The sequence below is a fragment of the Mesorhizobium subarcticum genome (assembly GCF_055456085.1).
Genome location: NZ_CM144237.1, coordinates 438,638 through 456,309, shown reverse-complemented (window position 1 = coordinate 456,309; position 17,672 = coordinate 438,638). Strand labels below are relative to the sequence as shown.

At 63.6% G+C, this 17,672-nt stretch carries 12 protein-coding genes; 8 read left to right on the top strand and 4 right to left on the bottom strand.

The genetic code is table 11. From position 1 onward, the window contains the following. Window positions 1-7: 7 nt before the first annotated feature. The 3 genes from ACZYHG_RS02105 to ACZYHG_RS02095 all read right to left on the bottom strand — a co-directional run bounded on the left by ACZYHG_RS02105 (window position 8) and on the right by ACZYHG_RS02095 (window position 6,069). Window positions 8-799: a TIGR02186 family protein gene (locus tag ACZYHG_RS02105; RefSeq protein WP_464612329.1), complete on the bottom strand. Its 792-nt coding sequence runs from the start codon at window positions 797-799 to the stop codon at window positions 8-10. Further along, window positions 799-1,722 carry a sulfite exporter TauE/SafE family protein gene (locus ACZYHG_RS02100; RefSeq protein ID WP_464612328.1) on the bottom strand — a complete coding sequence of 308 codons (924 nt, stop codon included), beginning with the start codon at window positions 1,720-1,722 and terminating at the stop codon, window positions 799-801. The genes ACZYHG_RS02105 and ACZYHG_RS02100 overlap by 1 nt, the downstream gene beginning before the upstream one ends. Window positions 1,723-1,914: 192 nt before the next feature. Next, window positions 1,915-6,069, bottom strand: a complete 4,155-nt coding sequence (locus ACZYHG_RS02095; RefSeq protein WP_464612327.1) for a peptidoglycan-binding protein — start codon at window positions 6,067-6,069, stop codon at window positions 1,915-1,917. Between the two features lie 459 nt (window positions 6,070-6,528). Between ACZYHG_RS02095 and ACZYHG_RS02090 the strand changes: the two genes are divergently transcribed. The 8 genes from ACZYHG_RS02090 (at window position 6,529) to ACZYHG_RS02055 (ending at window position 15,926) form a co-directional block, all read left to right on the top strand. Beyond that, entirely contained in the window at window positions 6,529-6,990 is a 462-nt protein-coding gene (locus ACZYHG_RS02090) for a MerR family transcriptional regulator (RefSeq protein WP_080680924.1), read from the top strand. A gap of 248 nt (window positions 6,991-7,238) precedes the next feature. Beyond that, a complete protein-coding gene (locus ACZYHG_RS02085; protein ID WP_464612326.1) occupies window positions 7,239-9,029 on the top strand; it encodes an acyl-CoA dehydrogenase in 1,791 nt (596 codons plus the stop codon). Between the two features lie 51 nt (window positions 9,030-9,080). Continuing rightward, window positions 9,081-10,253, top strand: coding sequence for an acyl-CoA dehydrogenase family protein (locus ACZYHG_RS02080; RefSeq protein ID WP_464612325.1), 1,173 nt, complete (start codon window positions 9,081-9,083; stop codon window positions 10,251-10,253). 32 nt (window positions 10,254-10,285) lie between these two features. Further along, the gene (locus ACZYHG_RS02075; protein WP_027060980.1) at window positions 10,286-11,494 is read left to right on the top strand and encodes an acetyl-CoA C-acetyltransferase; all 1,209 of its coding nucleotides are present in this window, start codon (window positions 10,286-10,288) and stop codon (window positions 11,492-11,494) included. A 14-nt stretch (window positions 11,495-11,508) separates the two neighbouring features. Beyond that, complete coding sequence (locus ACZYHG_RS02070; RefSeq protein WP_464612324.1) at window positions 11,509-13,728, top strand: 3-hydroxyacyl-CoA dehydrogenase NAD-binding domain-containing protein; 2,220 nt, start codon at window positions 11,509-11,511, stop codon at window positions 13,726-13,728. 9 nt (window positions 13,729-13,737) lie between these two features. Further along, window positions 13,738-14,283 carry a thioesterase family protein gene (locus tag ACZYHG_RS02065; protein WP_464612323.1) on the top strand — a complete coding sequence of 182 codons (546 nt, stop codon included), beginning with the start codon at window positions 13,738-13,740 and terminating at the stop codon, window positions 14,281-14,283. A gap of 125 nt (window positions 14,284-14,408) precedes the next feature. Further along, window positions 14,409-15,047, top strand: a complete 639-nt coding sequence (locus ACZYHG_RS02060; RefSeq protein ID WP_027033041.1) for a S24 family peptidase — start codon at window positions 14,409-14,411, stop codon at window positions 15,045-15,047. Between the two features lie 9 nt (window positions 15,048-15,056). Then, complete coding sequence (locus ACZYHG_RS02055; protein ID WP_464612322.1) at window positions 15,057-15,926, top strand: thermonuclease family protein; 870 nt, start codon at window positions 15,057-15,059, stop codon at window positions 15,924-15,926. Here the strand turns inward: ACZYHG_RS02055 and ACZYHG_RS02050 are convergent. Further along, on the bottom strand, window positions 15,892-17,538 hold the full coding sequence (locus tag ACZYHG_RS02050; protein ID WP_464612321.1) for a lysine--tRNA ligase: 1,647 nt from the start codon (window positions 17,536-17,538) through the stop codon (window positions 15,892-15,894). The two genes, ACZYHG_RS02055 and ACZYHG_RS02050, sit on opposite strands and share 35 nt — an antisense overlap. Window positions 17,539-17,672: the final 134 nt, after the last annotated feature.

Sequence of the window (17,672 nt, the reverse complement as noted above, 5' to 3'; positions counted from 1 at the left end):
GGGCGTCTCAGTCCTTGCGGAAAATCAGCCTGCCGAGCCAGCCCGTCAGCATGGCCAGCGATATGGCGAAGACGCCATAGAGGAAGGAGTAATTGTGGGCGACGCGGAAGATCGACTGCTCGAAGCCGGATTTGCGGATTTCGAGCTGGGCCGAACTCTCCTTGATGAACAGGCCGCTCTTGAACAGGAAGGCGCGTGCCTTGTGGGTGCCGACCGGAACATTCGGCGCCAGCCTGACGGTGGCGCGGAAAAGGTTCTGCGACAGGAATTGCACGCCGCCGACATTTTCGCTGTAGAGGCCGGTCGCGGCCTTGCGTTCGCGCAGCGCTGCGGTGAATTCCTCGATCGTCGCCGGGCTGTCGCCGGCCTCGGCCGGCTGCATGTAGATGTTGGAGGCCCCAAGCGACAGCTGCTTGTAGCTGTTCGGCTCGGTGATGTCCTGCAGCGGCCGCGTCGTCGCCACTGAATAGGACATCGGCACGTTCTCGAAGGTTTCGGAATCGAGATTGATCCAAACGCCGAGCACCCGGTCCTTGCGCCGCACCACCACCGGTCGTGGCGGGCCTTCAAGCACGACGATGACATCATAGCGGTTCTGGCGTGCGACGAGCGGGTCGGGGTTTTCCAGCGAGCCGAAGATGGTCAGGTCGGCGCCGGAAAAGCCGGCGGTGATCGAGACGTTGTCGGTGGAAAGCCCGATCTGGATGCCTTCCGGCAGCGGGGACTGTGCCTTGGCGGGTACGATGGCCGCAAGCAGTGACAGGAAAATGGCGGTTGCGAACGCTTTGCGGCCCGTCATCAGTTGAGGCCCAAGGCAGACAGCGAATAGAGATTGGGCGGCGTGACGAAGAGATCGATGGCAAGCCGGATCGCCACCGCCAGCACCAGCAGCGCCAGCAGCGCCCGGAGCTGTTCGCCGCGCAGCCTCTGGCCGGCCTTGGCGCCGTATTGCGCGCCGGCGACGCCGCCCGCCATCAAAATGAAGGCCAGCACGACATCGACGGTCTGGTTGGTGGTGGCGTGGACCAGCGTGGTGTAGGCGGACGTGAAGATGATCTGGAACAGCGAGGTGCCAATAACGACGTTGGTCGGCACCTTTAGCAGGTAGATCAGCGCCGGCACCATGATGAAGCCGCCGCCGACGCCCATGATCGACGACAGGAAGCCGATGCCGGCGCCAAGGCCAAGCACCGGGATGACGCTGACGAAGAGCTTCGAGGCCCTGAACCGCATCTTCAGCGGCAAGCGGTGGATCCAGTTGTGCTGGCCGGATTTCTTCAGCACCGGGGCGGCGCCACTGCGCGTGGCACGCAGCGCATTGATGCTTTCGACCAGCATCAGCCCGCCGACCGTGCCGAGCAGCACCACATAAAGCAGCGAGATGAACAGGTCGAGCTGGCCGAGCCTGCGCAGGAAGGCAAAGACATAGATGCCGCCGGTCGAGCCGACGATACCGCCAGCCAGAAGGACGGCTCCGAGCTTGAAGTCGAGCGTGCCGCGCTTCATGTGCGAAAGGACGCCGGAGACGGAAGAGGCGATGACCTGGTTGGCGCCGGTGGCGACCGCGATCGCCGGGGGAATGTTGTAGAAGATCAGGAGCGGCGTGATGAGGAAGCCGCCGCCAACGCCGAACATGCCCGACAGGAAGCCCACCGCCGCACCCATGGCCAGCAGCACGAAGACGTTGACGGAAATTTCCGCAATCGGGAGATAGATGCCCACCCGTCAGTCTCGATCAGTTTGCCTGTCGGCGAATACAGCCGTTGTGGGCAGTCTCGCACCGAAAAGCCAATTTTTTCTTGCGCAGGAGACGCAGCGCAGTCAAACCGCGCCGCGTCGCCGAAACAAAAAATATCTCAATCAGTTAACAGGCAAATGTGTGGCAAGAGCGTCGTGGAAACGACGCTTCTTCTGTTATTTGCGCGCCAGCAGAGCCTTGACCAGTTTCTCATCGACCGCGCCGGTCGCCGGCAGCTTGTTCTCGGTCTGGAAAGCGATGATCGCGTTCTTGGTCTTCTCGCCCATGACGCCGTCGGCGCCGCCAGCATCATAGCCGTTCTTGTTGAGGATGAGCTGGATGTTCTTAACTGCCTTCTTCATATCGATGCCGGCGGTCGTCTGCGGCGTACCTTCCTGCCAGGATTCGGGAATGTCGGCCGAATTGGCCGCCGGGTTGAGCGGCTTGGCCTTCCACAATTCGGTCGCGGCACGCGCCCGGTCGAGCTGTTCGGGCCGCAGCGCATTGGCGATCTCGTCGCGCTTGGCGGCAGCGTCCTTGTCGCCGGTCTTGGCAACGAGGGCGAACCATTTATAGGATTCTTCGAGGTTCTGCTTCATGCCGACGCCCTTGGCGGCGAGGATGCCGAGATTGAACTGGCTGTCCTTGACGCCGAGGTCCGCGGCTTCCTGGAACCAGTGCGCGGCCGATTCATTGTCGGTCACGCCATCTGCGGCCATGGCGAACAGCACGGCCAGATTGTGCATGGCGCTGGCGTTGCCCTGCTCGGCGGCGAGCTGGTACCAGGTCTTCGACTTCTTGATGTCGCGCGCGACGCCAATGCCCTTCTCGTAGAAATTGCCGATGCGGTATTCGGCCGGCGCGAAGCCGAGTTCCGCCGATTTCTCGTACCATTTGGCGGCTTCGGCCATGTCTTCCTTGACGCCGCGCGACTCGGCATAGCGCGAGCCGATCTCGAACAGCGCCTTGGCGTCGCCACCGGCGGCGGCATCGCGCAGCGCGACCGGGCCGGCATCGGCCGGAATGTCGAACTTGGCGGTGGTTGCCGCTGCCTGCGCATCCGCCGGTGCCACGGCACCGGTGGTGTCCTTGGCGGTGCCGTCGCTGGCCGCTGTTGGCGCGGCTGTAGCCGGCTGCGCGTCGGTATCCGTCGCTTGCGCACCGCCGACCGCGGCTGGCTCGGAGGCCATCGCATCCATCGGGGTCGTGGAAATGGGCGCGGCTGACGCCGGAGCGACCGAAGCGGTCGAGTCGGAGGCGGGAGCGCTCGGGCCGGAAGAGGCGGCCGAAGCCACGGGCCCTGTCGCTGGTGCCGTTTTCGCAATCGCGTCAGTGTCCGACGGCATGGCAAGGGCGGTCTGCGCCACCATGTTGTCCTTGGCTACCGGTACAGACGGCTCGGCTTGCCTGACGGCGGGGGCCGGCGCATTGTCCGTCGCCGCCAGCTGGGCTTCGGTCTTCGGCTGGCTCGTTGTGTCGAGGGATGCCGTTTGTACCGGTTGCGCGGCGGCGATCGGCGCCGCGTCGTTGGTTGCGACCTGGGCGGGATCAGAGAAAAACGCTTTGCCGAGCTGCAGGCCGGCAAGTGCCAGCATGATCGCAGCCGCCGCCATCAGGATCGGCTTGCGCCGTGCCTTGAGCAGGTCGCCGATTCTCAGCGCCTTCACCGGTCCTTTCATCGTCGACTGCCGCTTCAAGGCGTCAGCCTCGGCCGCGGCGGCCTGGGCGGCGCGCCGGGCGGCCGCAATGAAATCCGATTTCGCGGCGTCGCCATCGCTGGGCTTGGCCGGTTGCCCGCGCTCGTCGCGCACGCGCTTCATGATGGCATTGAGGTCGGGCGCGCCGGAGCCGGGCTCCAGCGGGCGGTTGGCTACTTTCGGGTCGAGCGGCTCGTCGAGATCGACGCTTGGGACATCAACGCTCGGCGCCGACCCGGCCAGCGGCGGAATGTCGGCCGCCTTCTTGCCCTTGAAGGCGCGTGCCAGCCCACCAAACATCGATTTGCGGCCAGCCGGCGCATCTTTCGCGGCAACGGTGTCTGACCCGAGCGCGGCAATGGCGGCAGCAGCGGCGGCTTCCGCCGGCGAGCGCGTGCTCAAGTCGCCACGCGGGTCGCTGCGCGTACCCAGGTCGCTACGGGTACCGAAATCGCCACGCGGGCCCGGGTCGCTACGCGAACTTGGATCGTTGCCCAATATGGCGGCGGCGCGGCCGTCGAGATCGGCCATGTCTCCGGTCAGCGGCATGGGTTCGTCGATATCCATCGACGGCGCCTCGACGGCCATCTTGGGCCGCTTTGCGCCGCGCCAGGCATTCGGCTCCGGCGGTGCTGTGTCCAGGAGTTCGCTTATCGCCTCGGACGGTTCGCTGGTTTCCAGCGAACCCAGCCTGTCGACGATCTTCAGCAGCGTGTCATGGATGGCTTCAAACGTTCTCGAATTGCGCTCATCGGAGCGCCGCGTCAGTGTTTCCAGGGTCTTCAGGTCCTGGGCGAGGCCGGAGACGGCCGTCGCGTTGGCGGTCGAACCGGCCAGCGAACGCACCGCGCTCTCCGCTGCCTCGCGTGCCGCGCCGAGGATGGAATCGCGGGTCCCGGCCAGCGCCTTCTCGATCTCGTCGAGGCGCGGGCTGATGTCCTCGAATTCCGGCAGCGGCGTGCTGGGCTTGGAAAGATGGGCGGACAGGCCGGCGACCTGCGCCTCGAGGCTGCGGATCAATGCGGGATCGATGCCGGCCACCTGGGCCGCCGATGCGTCAAGCCGGCTGGAAATGTCCTCGAGCCGGCTTTCCAGCCCACGGATCGCCGCTTCACCGGCCGGATCGGGAGCGCGCGTCTCGATGCGCGTGGCAAGCGCGGTGAAGCGGGCGTCGATGGCATCCATGATGCCGGCGCTGTCGACCTGCGGCATCCGCTGGTCCAGCCGGTCGGCAACTTCGTCCAGCCGGCGCTCGAGATCGCGAAACAGCATGTTGCCCTGCTCGATGGCGTCGCCCTGGCGGCGTTCCATCATGCCGGACAGCACGTCGAAGCGCTGCTCGAGGCCCTGGAAGATGTAATCGGCATCGGGCATGGCCGGTGCCTGGTCGATCTTGTCGGCGATGAGCGTGATCTGCTTGGCCAGCCGTTCCATCGCCTGTTCAGGCAGGTTGGCGCGGCCGGCGAGTTCGTCAACCCGGCTCGACAGCGTGCTCAGGCGATCCATGACCGCATTGCCGGGGTGGTCCTGCGCCACTTCCTCGATCTGCCGGGCGAGCGAATCGATCCGCTTCTCGATGCGCTCAAAGGCTTCATGATCGACCGAATTGGCCTGTGCCGCGACGGTTGAGGCGACGATGGCTCGGGAAATCTCGTCCAGCCGCTCGTCGATCATGCCAAGCGTATCGCTGCCGCGATTGTCCTGCTGGCTGGCGAAGTGCTCGACGGCGCCGGCCAGCGTGCGTACCTTCTCCTCCAGCGAGCGCAGCGACAGCGATTCCGGCAAATTGTTGACGGCGTTGCTGATCTGCTCCAGCCGGTCGGTCAGCGCCGCAAGGCCGGGATCGTCGGAACGCTTGCGCTGGTCGGCGTCGACGCGGTCCTCGAAAGCCGACCAGCGGCGATCGAAATCGTCCCAGCGGCGGTCGACCTTCTGGACGCTTTCCTCACGTGCCAGCGTGTCGAGCGCTGATTTGACCTGCTCAAGCTCCAGTCGCAGCAGATTGACGCTTCTGTCGTCACTCTTCTCCGACAGCGACTTGATGGCGCCGGAAAGTCGTTCAAATTCGACGCCAAGTTCAGCGCTGCCCTTGCCTGACACGCCGGGCTGGGCGTTCGCCTGGAAGGCGCGGTCGATATCCTTGCGCAGCGCATCGAATTCGCGCTGCAGCCCTGATGTCATCTGGTGGCGCAGTTCTTCCCGCATGCCGCGCAGTTCGCCGGCGATCTTGCCGACCATGGCGACGCCGTCTTCCTGGCCGCGCACGCGGTCAATGTCGCGGGCGATGGCCTGGTAATTCTGGTCGAATGAAGGGGCTGGCGCCTGGTTCTGCGGGCGTGGTGCCGGCTGCGGATCCTCGTACCAGCGCTGCTGGCCGGTTGGCTGCGCGGCGGGAGAGCGCGGGTCCGTGGCGGGAGAGCGCGGATCGGTGGCTGGATAACGCGGGTCAGCTGCGGGATAGCGTGGGTCGGCGCCGTATAGGCGCGGAGCGGGACGTGCCGTGACCTCCTCGCGGGTCTGCCCCAGTCGCTGCTCCAGCGTTTCCAGCGAGCGGTTCAACTGCTCGAGCGTGGTCTGCGGCCTGCGCTGCCTGCCGGCGTTGAGTGTGTCGAGATAGGACCGCTTGTTGTTCATTGGTGCGTCCGTCTTTCAGATAGGCCAGCTTGCGGCCAGCTCCCCAAGTCCCCTGCCGGAACGAAGGCGACCGCGCTTCCATGCTACGGTGAAAGACAAGCTTCCCGGGGGTTTCACCCGCGCTCCGAAAAACCGTGAAAAATTCGATACAGGATAAACACGGGTAGCCGACGCGCCCACATTTCCCCCAACGTGGTAAACAACGCGTTAACCAAGCTTAAGAAGTTGCAAGGAAGTTGGCTGGACAGCCTCCGGTGCGGCATAAAGCACATCAAACAGAACGCCCTTGCGTCATGAGGCGGCTATCGGTATAGAATTGACGTAAACGTAAAGGGCGCCTTGAAGCGTGCCGTTTTGCGATTTTGTTTGTCGAAACCACGACTGAAGGCACGCCCCCGCCTTCAGTCCGGCGATGCTGGTGCAAGACCGCGACGCCACAAATGGGGAAAGCCAGTGACCATGAAGCTTATCTCGGCCGGCGAGACCGCGGCCAACACCAACAATATACCTGTCGAAGCCGGCGAGGACCTCGCCCGCATCGGCGAAATGGCCAAGAAATACGGCGTGACGCTGCGCACGCTGCGTTTCTACGAAGACAAGGGCCTGCTCAACCCGCAGCGTGACGGTTCGACCCGTCTCTACACGCGCCGCGACAAGGCCCGGCTGAAACTGATCCTGCTCGGCCGCAAGGTCGGGTTCTCGCTGCGCGACGTCAAGCAGATGATGGATCTCTATGATCCGACCGGTTCGAACACCAAGCAACTGCGGCTGGCGTTGGACAAGTCGGAAAAGCAGCTTGCCCGCCTGCAGAAGCAGCGGGCGCTGATCGACGACGCCATCAATGAGTTGAGTGGCTCGATGTCGGCCGTGCGCCAGATGCTGACCGAACGTTCGGCAACGCAGGCCAGCGTCGCCAGCTAAGCCAGCCTATCTGGTACCAATCGAATTAAGCCGCGTGGCCGCCGCCACGCGGCTTTTTCCGTCTGTTGTGGTGAAAACAACCGAGTGCTCGCAAAATCCCACGCTCATCAAAAGCCTGGCAAATTTTTTTGCGACACAAAGAATTGACGTTTACGCAAACGTCAATATTTGCTATGCGGCTTCGACATTGGCCCGCTTGCCGCGCACGGCTTGATTTCGGGGCCTAATCCGCATGGTGGAGGAAAAGCATGCCGATCTACAGGGCTCCGGTCCAGGACACGCTGTTCGTGCTCAACGAGGTGCTGGGCTATCAGCGCTACTCGAACCTTCCCGGATTTGCCGACGCCACGCCGGATGTGCTTGAGGCGATCCTCGCCGAAGGCGCCAAGCTCGCTGAAAATGTCATGCATCCGCTCAATCGTGTCGGCGACATGGAAGGCTGCGTCCGTCACGACGATGGTTCGGTGACGACGCCGAAGGGTTTCAAGGAAGCCTACGACCAGTATCGTGAAGGCGGCTGGATGGGACTGGCCGCACCGGTCGAGTTCGGCGGCCAGGGCCTGCCCTATGCCGTGCACACGGCGGTCGCCGAATACATGGTGTCGGCCAACATGTCGCTGATGATGTATCCAGGCCTGACGCAGGGCGCGATCGCGGCGATCATCACCCACGGCACTGACGAGCAGAAGGCAATTTGGCTGCCAAAAATGATCGAAGGCGCCTGGACCGGCACCATGAACCTGACCGAGCCGCATTGCGGCACCGATCTCGGCCTGCTGCGCACGAAGGCGGTGCCGAACGGCGACGGTACTTACAAGATATCAGGCCAGAAGATCTTCATCTCGGCCGGCGAGCACGACATGTCGGACAACATCGTCCATCTGGTGCTGGCCCGAATCGAGGGCGCGCCGGAAGGCGTCAAGGGCATCTCGCTGTTCATCGTGCCGAAGCTCAAGCTCGACGCATCGGGCAATCCTGGCGAACGCAACACGCTCTCCTGTGGCTCGATCGAGGAGAAGATGGGCATCCATGGCAATTCGACCTGCGTCATGAACTATGACGAGGCGCAAGGCACGCTGCTGGGCGAGGCCAATGGCGGCCTCAAGGCGATGTTCACGATGATGAACGAGGCGCGGCTCGGCGTCGGCCTGCAAGGCCTGTCGCTGTCGGAGATCGCCTACCAGAACGCTGTCGCCTATGCCAAGGACCGCTTGCAGGGCCGCTCGCTGTCAGGCGCCAAGGCGCCGGACAAGAAGGCCGACCCGATCATCGTTCACCCCGACATCCGCCGCTCGCTGATGACCATGAGGGCCTTCAATGAGGCTGGCCGAGCACTGGCATTGTGGACGGCGATCAAGTCCGACATCGCCCACCGCTCCGGTGACGAAAAGGATCGCCAGGCGGCCGACGACTACACCGGCCTGATGACGCCGGTGGTCAAGGGCGTGCTCACCGACAAGGGTTTTGATCACGCCGTCATGGCGCAGCAGGTGTTCGGCGGTCACGGCTACATCGAAGAGCACGGCATGAGCCAGTTCGTGCGCGATGCCCGCATCGCCATGATCTATGAGGGCGCCAACGGCATCCAGGCGCTCGACCTCGTCGGCCGCAAGCTCGGCCTGAATGGTGGCCGCGCCGTGCAGGCGTTCTTCAAGGAGGTCGGCGAGTTCTGCGAGGAGAACCGCGCCGACGAGAAGATGGCGCCCTTCACCAAGGGTTTGAAGAAGGGCCTCAACGATCTGCAGGCGGCGACCATGTGGCTGGTGCAGAACGGCATGGCCAACCCCGACAATGCCGGTGCCGCCTCGACCGACTACATGCATCTCTTTGGCCTTGTGGCGCTGGGCTACATGTGGGCGCAGATGGCCAAGGCGGCGCAGGGCAAGACCGGCGCCAACGGCTCCCAATCCTTCTACGACAACAAGGTGGTGACGGCACGCTTCTTCATGGAGCGGATCATGCCGGAGACCTCGGCGCACCTCGCCCGCATTTCCAATGGCGCGGACACGCTCATGGCGCTGCCTGCGGAAGCGTTCTAGGTTCGGTGGGCCGGCAGCGCCGGCCCACACTGTCGGAACGCGGAGGAAATCGTGGCGACAAATCCAGCCGAAGTGCTCTCTTTGCCGAAGCCCGCCTGGGCGGCGGACGAGGTCGGCATGCTCTACGACATGGCGACCCGCTTCATGGCGGAGGAGATCGCGCCGCGTTACGACGAGTTCGAGAAGAACGAGATGGTTGACCGCGAAAGCTGGCTGAAGGCAGGTTCCGCCGGCCTGCTTTGCGCTTCGATGCCGGAGGAATATGGCGGTTCCGGCGGCACCTTCGCGCATGAGAGCGCCATCATCGAGGCCATCGGCCATGTCGGCGTCGACGGCTTTGGCATCGGCCTGCACAACGCGATCGTCGCCCCCTACATCCTCCACTACGGCTCGGAAGAGCAAAAGAAGAAATGGCTGCCGAGGTTGGCCACTGGCGAACTGATCGGCGCCATTGCCATGACCGAGCCCGGCGCCGGATCCGACCTGCAGGGCGTCAAGACGCGGGCTGAGAAGGATGGCAACCAGTACAAGATCAACGGCTCCAAGACCTTCATCACCAACGGCCAGCTGGCCAATCTCATTATCGTCGTCACCAAGACCGATCCGGCCAAAGGCGCCAAGGGCACTTCGCTTGTTGTCGTCGAGACCGATGAGGTCGAAGGGTTCGAGCGCGGTCGCAACCTCGACAAGATCGGCTTGAAGGCCAACGACACGTCGGAACTGTTCTTCAACGACGTGCGCGTGCCGACCTCGAACCTGCTTGGCCATGAAGAGGGACAGGGCTTCATCCAGCTGATGCAGCAATTGCCGCAGGAACGGTTGCAGATCGGCACCGGTGCGATCGCCATGATCGAGCGCGCGCTGGCGCTGACCATCGACTACGTCAAGGAGCGCAAGGCCTTCGGCAAGGCGATCATCGAGTTCCAGAACACCCAGTTCAAGCTGGCTGAGCTGAAGACCGAGGCGACCATCGGCCGTGTCTTCTACAATGATTGCGTCTCTCGCCACGTCAATGGTGGCCTCGATCCGGTGACGGCGTCGATGGCCAAATACTGGCTCAGCGACCTGCAGGGAAAAGTGGTCGACGAATGCCTTCAATTGCATGGTGGCTATGGCTACATGAATGAATATCCGATCGCCCGCATGTTCCGCGACGCCCGCGTCCAGCGCATTTACGGCGGCACCAACGAGATCATGAAATTGCTGATCGGCCGCTCTCTCTGAGAGCGACATCAGGCGAACCAAGGAGCAAGAAAATGGCTGACGCTTATGTCTATGACGCCGTGCGCACGCCGCGCGGCAAGGGCAAGAAGGACGGATCGCTGCACGAAGTGCCGGCGGTGCGGCTCGCCGCCAAGACGCTTGAGGCGCTGCGTGACCGCAATGGGCTCGATACCGGCACCGTCGACGACATCATTTTCGGCTGCGTCGATCCGGTCGGCGAGGCGGGTTCGGTTATTCCGCGCGCGGCCGCCTTCGAGGCCGGCTACGACAACAAGGCGCCCGGGATGCAGATATCGCGCTTCTGCGCCTCTGGTCTCGACGCCATCAATTTCGGCGCCGCCAAGATCGCGCAGGGCGCCGACGAGATCGTCATCGCCGGTGGTGTCGAATCCATGTCACGCGTCGGCATGGGCGCCTCGGGTGGCGCCTGGTTCATGGATCCTTCGGTCGGCCTGCCCGGCTGGTTCGTGCCGCAAGGCATTTCGGCCGATCTGATCGCCACCAAATACGGTTTCTCACGTGACGATGTCGACGCCTATGCCGTCGAGAGCCAGAAGCGGGCGGCAAAATCCTGGGCCGACGGTCGCTTCAAGAACTCCGTCATTCCGATCAAGGACCAGAACGGCCTGACCATCCTCGACCATGACGAGCATATGCGGCCGTCGACCGACATGCAGTCGCTGGCCTCGCTCAACCCGTCCTTCATCATGCCGGGCGAAATGGGCGGCTTCGATGCGGTTGCGGTGCAGAAGCACCCCGAGGTGGAAGAGGTCAACCACGTCCACCACGCCGGCAATTCATCCGGCATCGTCGATGGCGCGGCGGCCGTGCTGCTCGGCTCCAAGAAGGCCGGCAAGGCGATGGGCCTGAAGCCGCGCGCGCGCATCCGCACCTTCGCCAATATCGGCTCCGAGCCGGTGCTGATGCTGACCGGTCCGGTCGACGTCACCGAAAAGCTGTTGAAGCGCGCGAAGATGAAGCTGTCGGACATCGACCTGTTCGAGCTCAACGAAGCCTTCGCCTCGGTGGTGCTGCGCTACATGCAGGCCTTCGACATTCCGCATGACAAGATCAACGTCAATGGCGGTGCCATTGCCATGGGCCATCCGCTTGGCGCCACCGGCGCCATGATCTTCGGCACGGTGCTGGACGAACTTGAACGCCGCGATCTCAACACCGCCCTGGTGACGCTCTGCATCGGCGCTGGCATGGGCACCGCAACGATCATCGAACGCGTCTGAAGGGGAGAGAAATCATGAGCTACACCAATTTCACCCTCGACACCGACGCCGACGGCATCGCGCTGGTCACCTGGAATATGCCCGACCGCTCGATGAACGTGTTCACCGAAGAGGTGATGAACGAGCTCGACAGGATCATCGACCAGGTGGTGGCCGACGCCGGTATCAAGGGCGCGGTGATCACCTCGGGCAAGGACAGCTTCTCCGGTGGCGCCGATCTCACCATGCTGCAGAAGATGCTGACGGTGTTTGCTACGGAAAAGACCAAGGATCCGGAGAAGGCGGCGAAGCTTTTGTTCGACAATGCCGGCCGCATGGGCGGCCTGTGGCGCAAGCTCGAAACATCGGGCAAGCCTTGGGTGTCGGCGATCAACGGCACCTGCATGGGCGGCGCCTTCGAATTGTCGCTGGCCTGCCACGGCCGCGTCGCCGCTGACTCAGACAAGGTCAAGATGGCCTTGCCGGAAGTCAAGGTCGGCATCTTCCCCGGCGCCGGCGGCACCCAGCGCGTGCCACGGCTGACCGATCAGCAGCAGGCGCTGCAGATGCTGACCTCGGGCCAGAACCTGTCGCCGCAGAAGGCGAAGGCCATGGGCCTGATCCACGAGATTGCTGAACCGACCAAGCTGATCGAGACCGCCAAGGCGATGATCAAAAATGGCCTGAAAGCCGTCCAGCCCTGGGACGAGAAGGGCTTCAAGCTGCCCGGCGGCCAGATCTATTCGCCGGCCGGCTTCAATCTGTGGCCGCCGGCCATCGCCATCCTGCGCCGCGAAACCCATGGCAATTATCCGGCCGCCGCCGCGATCCTGAAATCCGTCTATGAAGGTCTGCTGGTGCCGTTCGACACCGGCCTGCGGATCGAGCAGCGCTATTTCACCGAGATCATGCAGACCAAGGAAGCGGCGGCGATGATCCGCTCGCTGTTCGTTTCCCTGCAGGAGCTGAACAAGGGCGCGCGCCGTCCGGCCGGCGTGCCGGAAACCAAATTCAAGAAGATCGGCATTCTCGGCGCTGGCTTCATGGGCGCCGGCATCGCCTATGTCACCGCCAAGGCTGGCATCCCGGTGGTTCTGCTCGACCGCGACCTGGAGTCGGCTCAGAAGGGCAAAGCACATTCCGACAGCCTGGTCTCGGATCAGGTCAAGAAGGGCCGCGCCAAGCCCGAGGAGAAGGACAAGCTGCTGTCGTTGATCACGCCAACGGCCGACTATGCCGATCTCGCCGGCTGCGACCTCGTGGTCGAGGCCGTGTTCGAGGATTCGGCCGTCAAGAAGGCCGCCACCGAACAGGCTGAGGCCGTGCTGAAGTCGTCGGCGATCTTCGCGTCGAACACCTCGACCATTCCGATCACCGGCCTGGCCAAGAACTCGGTGCGACCGAAGAATTTTGTCGGCATCCACTTCTTTTCGCCGGTCGACAAGATGATGCTGGTCGAGATCATCCTCGGCAAGAAGACCGGCGACAAGGCGCTGGCGACCGCCATCGACTTCGTCCGCGCCATCAAGAAGACGCCAATCGTCGTCAACGACACGCGCGGCTTCTACGTCAACCGCTGCGTGCTGCGCTACATGTCGGAAGCCTATAAAATGCTGATCGAAGGCGTGCCCGCGCCGATGATCGAGAATGCGGCCAAAGCTGCCGGCATGCCGGTTGGTCCCCTGGCGCTGACCGACGAGACGGCGATCGACCTTGCCCAGAAGATCATGAAGCAGACCATCAGGGATCTCGGCGACAAGGCTGTCGACGCCAAGCAGATGGCGCTGATCAACACCATGGTCGATGACCATGGCCGCTTCGGCCGCAAGAACGGCAAGGGTTTTTACGACTACCCTGCCAAGCCGGCCAGGAAGAAGCTGTGGCCAGGGTTGAAGGAGCTCTATCCGCAGCTCGCACCCGAGAAGGTCGATTACGAGGAACTGCAGCAGCGGCTGCTCGTCACCATCGCGCTGGAAGCGGCACGGGTGATGGAAGAGGGCATCGTCACCGATCCGCGCGAGGCCGACGTCGGCTCGATCCTGGCCTTCGGCTTTGCGCCCTATACCGGCGGTGCGTTGTCCTACATCGACGGCATCGGCGCCAAGCGCTTCGTCAAGATCGCCAAGGGCTTGCAGAAGAAATACGGCGCCGAGTTCAAGGCACCCAAGCTGCTGCTCGATATGGCCGAGAAGGGCGAAACTTTCTACGAACGCTTCGACCCCTACGCCAAGCGCGATGTGAAGCAGGCCGCCTGACGCCAGATTATGTATGTCTGGGCGCGCATGGCGCGCATGCTGGCCACGGCGCGCAGCCGTGGCCCCTATGTGATGGGCGGCGAAAGCCGGCTGGCCTTTCGCTGCCTGCCGACCGACATCGATTTCAACGTCCATCTCAACAATGCGCGCTACATGATGCTGGCCGATCTCGGCCGCATCGACCTCTTCGTCCGCGCCGGCCTGATCACGCTGGCGCGGAAGAATGGCTGGGCGCCGATGATGGGCGGGTTGCAGGCCGTCTATGCGCGCGAGATCAGGCTGTGGCGCCGCTTCGAAGTGGTGTCCTCGATCGAGACCTGGGAAGGCAGCCAGGTCATCGGCAAGCACCGTTTCGTCCTCGACAATGGCGAGACGGCCGCGTTGATCCTGACAACCGCCGGCGTCTACGACCGCAAGGCGCGCCGCTTTGTCGATATTGACGAGGTTGTCGCCGCACTTGGCCGCGCGGTCGCCCCGCGACCGCCGACGCAGGAGGAACGGATTTTCATGACGTCGCATCAGGGTTTGCGCACCCTCGCCAAGGCGGCCGATTGATCCTGGGAATCTCTATGTCCACGGTCGACACGAATGTGTGTCGTGTGAGCGGTGCCGGTGGACAAACCGGTGTTCGCGGACTAGAAGGAAAAGGCATTTTTTCCTGTCTCGAAGGAGAGCACGACATGCTCTCGCACGACCGCGTTTGGGCCGCCATCGATGCTCTTGCCGAGCGTTATTCGCTTTCGGCGTCAGGTCTGGCAAGGCGCGCGGGCCTCGATTCAACTGCCTTCAACAAGTCGAAGCGCCTGTCCTCGGACGGCCGGCCTCGCTGGCCTTCGACCGAATCACTGGCCAAGATCATCGAGGCAACGGGCGCTTCGCTCGACGAGTTCACCGGGCTGATCGAAGGCCGCATCGGCGTCGCATCGGCTCGCAGGAGTTCCGTGCCGTTGCTCGGCTTTGCCCAGGCCGGCGCCGGCGGTTTTTTCGACGATGCCGGCTTTCCGGCGGGGCAGGGCTGGGATCTGGTCGAACTGCCCGCGCAATCAACCGAAAGCTCCTATGCCTTGCAGGTGCAAGGCGATTCCATGCTGCCGCTCTACCGCAATGGCGACGTGCTCATCGTCGAGCCGGGCGCGGTCACCCGCAAGGGCGATCGCGTCGTGGTCAAGACCACCGCGGGCGAGGTGATGGCTAAGGTGCTCGAGCGCCAGACCGTCAAGGCGATCGCGCTGGTGTCGCTCAATCCCGATCATCCAGACCGCGACATCCCCATGCGCGATGTCGAATGGGTGGCGCGGATTGTCTGGGCAAGTCAGTAGGTCCGGCTGGTGCGGGTTCTTCATCTTGCCCTGTCGGTTGTGATGGTCCTGGCGATGGCGGCTTTGGTCGTCGCCGGCGGCCGCACGCTGAAGGGAAGCGGAAGCACTGTTGCGGTGGATCAGATCGATCCCGGCGCTGACACGATCCCTCAAGCAAGCGCCGATGCCGGACTTGAAGAGCCGGCCACATCAGCCATTCCCGCGCCGCAGCCGCCAAAGCCGGCGATGCATTCGCGAGCCATCGACCCAGACGTCATTGCGCCACCGGAGCTGCCCACGGGAGAGCTCGAGCGGATCGAGCCGCGCGAACCGCTGAGCAAGCTGGCGCTGGCCATGCCGCCGAAGCCAAAGATGCCCGACGACTGGAACGGCACGAAGCTGTTCCAGCCGGTCGCGACGGCCGCCGGCCTGATCGAGGCGAAGGGCTATTCGGTCGCGGTTTCCGGCATAGACATCGTGCCGCAGGACGAGACCTGCACCACCGACGGCAAGTCCTGGCCGTGCGGCATTCGTGCGCGCACGGCGTTCCGTGCCTTCCTGCGCGGTCGCGCGGTCGTCTGCACCGTGCCGCCCGAAGGCGGACGCGACCGGATCGCCGCGCAATGCCGGATCGGCAAGCAGGACGTTGGTCAATGGCTGGTCGACAACGGCTGGGCGCGCGCCACCAAGGGCGGCCCCTATGTCGAGGCCGGCGATAAGGCGCTAACAGCAAAGAAGGGCATCTTCGGATCGGCGCCGAACCTGGCCGGCATGCCGGCAGAGCCTGCCGCGCCCGCCCAGGCGCCTCAGGCGCCGGGCTCGATCCTGCAAGAGGGCTCAATCCTAACAGAGGAGGGCGGCGCCCTCAAACCAGCTGACCAGCCAGCGCCTGCTGAATGAGCGCGCGGGTCTCGGCGACGCCGTAGAGGGCTGCGAACGAGCCGAAGCGCGGGCCGCGCTCCTGGCCGATCAGCACCTGGTAGATCATCTGGAAGAAGGCGCCCGAAACGCCCGGGCCGCCTTCCGGGCTCTGCTTGGAATGATCCTGGTAGCGTTCGATCTTGCGCGCCACGTTGAGCGAAGCGTTCTGGATCGCCTCGCCGCTGGCATCAGCCGGCAGCGCGCCGAGCGCCTTGTCGAGGGATTGCAGTGCTTCGCGCTCGACCTCGTCGGCCGGGCGGAAGGTTTTCGTCGGCCTCACGAAATCGTCGAAATAGCGGATCGCATGGCCGACCAACTGGTCGAGCTCCGGGTGGGTCTTCGGCGTCACGTTGGTCGCGTGGCGCGAGATGAAGCCCCACAGCACATCCTTGTTCTGAGCGTTGGAAGCGCTGACCAGGTTGAGCAGCAGCGAGAAAGGCACCGGCATGTCGACATGCGGCGGGTTGCCGTCATGCATATGCCAGACCGGATTGCCCAGCCGCTCCTTCCAGTCCTGCCTGGGGTAGGCCGCGAGGAAGGTGTAATATTCGTCGACGGCCCGCGGAATGACGTCGAAATAGAGTTTTTTGGCCTGCCGCGGCCGCTGGTACATATAGAGCCCGAGGCTTTCGGTCGGCGCATAGGTCAGCCAATCGTCGATGGTCAGGCCGTTGCCCTTCGACTTCGAGATCTTCTGGCCGTTCTCGTCGAGGAACAGCTCGTAGACGAAATGCTCCGGCGCGCGCCCGCCCAGGATGTTGCAGATGCGGTCATAGACCACCGCATTGGTCTGGTGGTCCTTGCCGAACATTTCGAAATCGACGCCAAGTGCCGCCCAGCGCATACCGAAATCCGGCTTCCACTGCAGCTTCACCCGGCCGCCGGTGACCGAAAGCGTGGTCTCGGTGCCGTCATCGTCGAAGGTGATGGTGCCGGCTTTGGCGTCGACATGCTTCATCGGCACGTAGAGCACGCGGCCGCTCTTCGGTGAAATCGGCAGGAACGGGCTGTAGGTCGCCTGCCGCTCGGGCCCCAGCGTCGGCAGCATCACCGCCATGATCTTGTCGTAGCGTTCGGCGGCACGCAGCAGCATCGCGTCGAAGCGCCCCGACTTGTAGTATTGCGTCGCGCTGGCGAATTCGTAGTCGAAGCCGAACGTATCCAGGAAGCGGCAGAGCATCGCGTTGTTGTGGTCGGCGAAGCTCGCATAATCGCCACCGAACGGATTGGGAACCGACGACAGCGGCATATGCAGATACGGCTCGAGCGCTGCGCGATCCGGCACGCTGTCAGGTATCTTGCGCATGCCGTCCATGTCGTCGGAGAAGCACAGCAGCTTGGTCGCGACCTTGTCCTGCGTCAGGACACGGAATGCATGGCGCACCATCGATGTGCGCGCCACCTCGCCGAACGTGCCGATATGCGGCAGGCCCGACGGTCCATAGCCGGTTTCTAACAGGATCGTTTCGGGAAAGTCAGTGCCCTTGTAGCGCTCGATGATCTTTTTGGCTTCCTCGAACGGCCATGCCTTGCTCTCGGTCGCGGCCGCCAGCAGCTCGGGGTTGAGATCGATGATGTTTGATCCCGCCATGTCATTATCTTCCAAATTATTCGCCGACCCGATCCCACGAGGACGGGGCCGGAGCAGGGTTTTTTCAAACCGGTCTCTAGGCGTACGACGCCGGAGCGTCAACGAGCGCAGCGCTTTTTCCTTGCGGGCCTCGA